The 1,751-nt window shown below is 62.0% G+C and carries 1 pseudogene; it reads left to right on the forward strand.

What is annotated here, in order from left to right:
* Nucleotides 1-1,751, forward strand: a pseudogene (locus tag OO184_RS24825) (hypothetical protein); the annotation flags it as partial.

Here is a 1,751-nt window from a genome sequence, read left to right on the forward strand (position 1 = left end):
TGGGCCGATGACTGGTCTCAGCATCTGCACCGCGACGGCGAAGAAACCCATTTCACCGACGGCGAGGGGGTGATTTACACCTTCCATACCCCAAAGGACAACGTCTTCTCGGTCAACCTGCATGCCGGCCATTATCTGCTGTACGGGCAACTGAGCGGCGAACTGCGCCTGTTTAACCGCCGTACTCAGCAGATACTGAGTTTTACCGAGGCGCAGGGCGATAAACGCCGCCTGTCCCTGATAGAAGACCGCAACGGCAATCAGACCGTCTTTCATTACGACGAACACCACCGCCTGACCCGTCTCACGCATGCCGACACGACGACCCTGGCGCTGCACTATGAGCAACAACAACTGACCGCCATTGACTGGCTGCACGCGGAACAACGCCAGCGGCTGGCGACCTGCCGCTACGATAACCAGGGGTATCTGGCAGAATGTGACGCCTTTCAGTTTCACCATCTGTGGCATAAATACAACCCGCACGGCTATATGACCCGCTGGCATGACACCGATAAAACCGATGTCACGATTCATTATGATAGCGCCGGCCGGGTGACCGCCACCACCACCCCGCAGGGGTACTGGCAGGACCGTTTTGAATACGATGATGACAATAACGTCACCACCTATTTCGATGCCGAAGGCGGCTGTACCCGCTACCACTATAACGCCGACGGGCTGGTCACCCGGAAAGTCGACCCGCTCGGCCATGCATCCCTGACTGAATGGGATTTCAGCTGCAAAGTCGCCGAAACCGACCCGCTGGGCCGAACCGCCGCCTATGAGTACAGCCCTTACGGCGAGCTGACCGGCTTCACCTCGCCGGCCGGGGACAGCACGGTTTACGACTACAATGAATACGGCCAGCTCACCCAGACGACTCAGCCGGATGGCGCCCGCTGGCGACTGCATTACAGCGAGCAGGGGAACCTGACCAGCGTTATCGACCCCCAGGGACAGGTGGAAGAGACCCGTTACGGCCCGCAGGGGGAAATCCTGCGCCAGGTCTTGCCGGACGGCCGCGCCTGGCGCTACGGTTATGAACAACAGCAGCTCAGTGAAATTCAGGCCCCGGACGGCGCCCGGACCCGGTTTGACATCGACGGCCTGGGCCGGCTGCTGCGGGTCACCGATGCCCTGTACCAGCAGACGCATTATCACCACAGCCCGTTTCATGCCAGCCCGGCCGGCAGCGTCCGGGAAATCCGCCTGCCGGACGGCATCCGCCAGACGATTGATTACGACAGCGAGCGCCGGGTCTCGGCGGTGACCGACGGCGAGGGCCGGACCACCCGCTATACCTATGACGCCTTTGACCTGCTCAGCCGCCTCACCCGCCCGGACGGCTCGGCCCTGACCTTCGGCTACGACAAACTCACCCGCCTGAAAACCGTGACCAACGCAACCGGCGACACCTACTGTTACACCCGCGACCCGGCCGGCCGGGTTATCCGCGAAACCGATTTTACCGGCCGGACGATTGACTATCAGTACGACCGCGCCGGGCGCCGCCTCACCGCCCGTTACCCCAATCATCAGCTGCTGCGCTGGTGTTACACCGACGACGACCGCCTCACCCGTCAGGAGGTGTGGCAGGAAGAAGCCGACCAATGTGCCTTACTTTCAGTCACCGCCTACGACCACGACGCGCAGGGACGGCTGGTCCGCGCCGCCAACCCGGACGCCGTGGTGGCGTTTGAATACGATGAATCCGGCCACCTGATTACCGAGACGATTAACGGGCGCGC

This window comes from Photorhabdus aballayi, assembly GCF_026153155.1.
Classification (GTDB): Bacteria; Pseudomonadota; Gammaproteobacteria; order Enterobacterales; family Enterobacteriaceae; genus Photorhabdus; species Photorhabdus luminescens.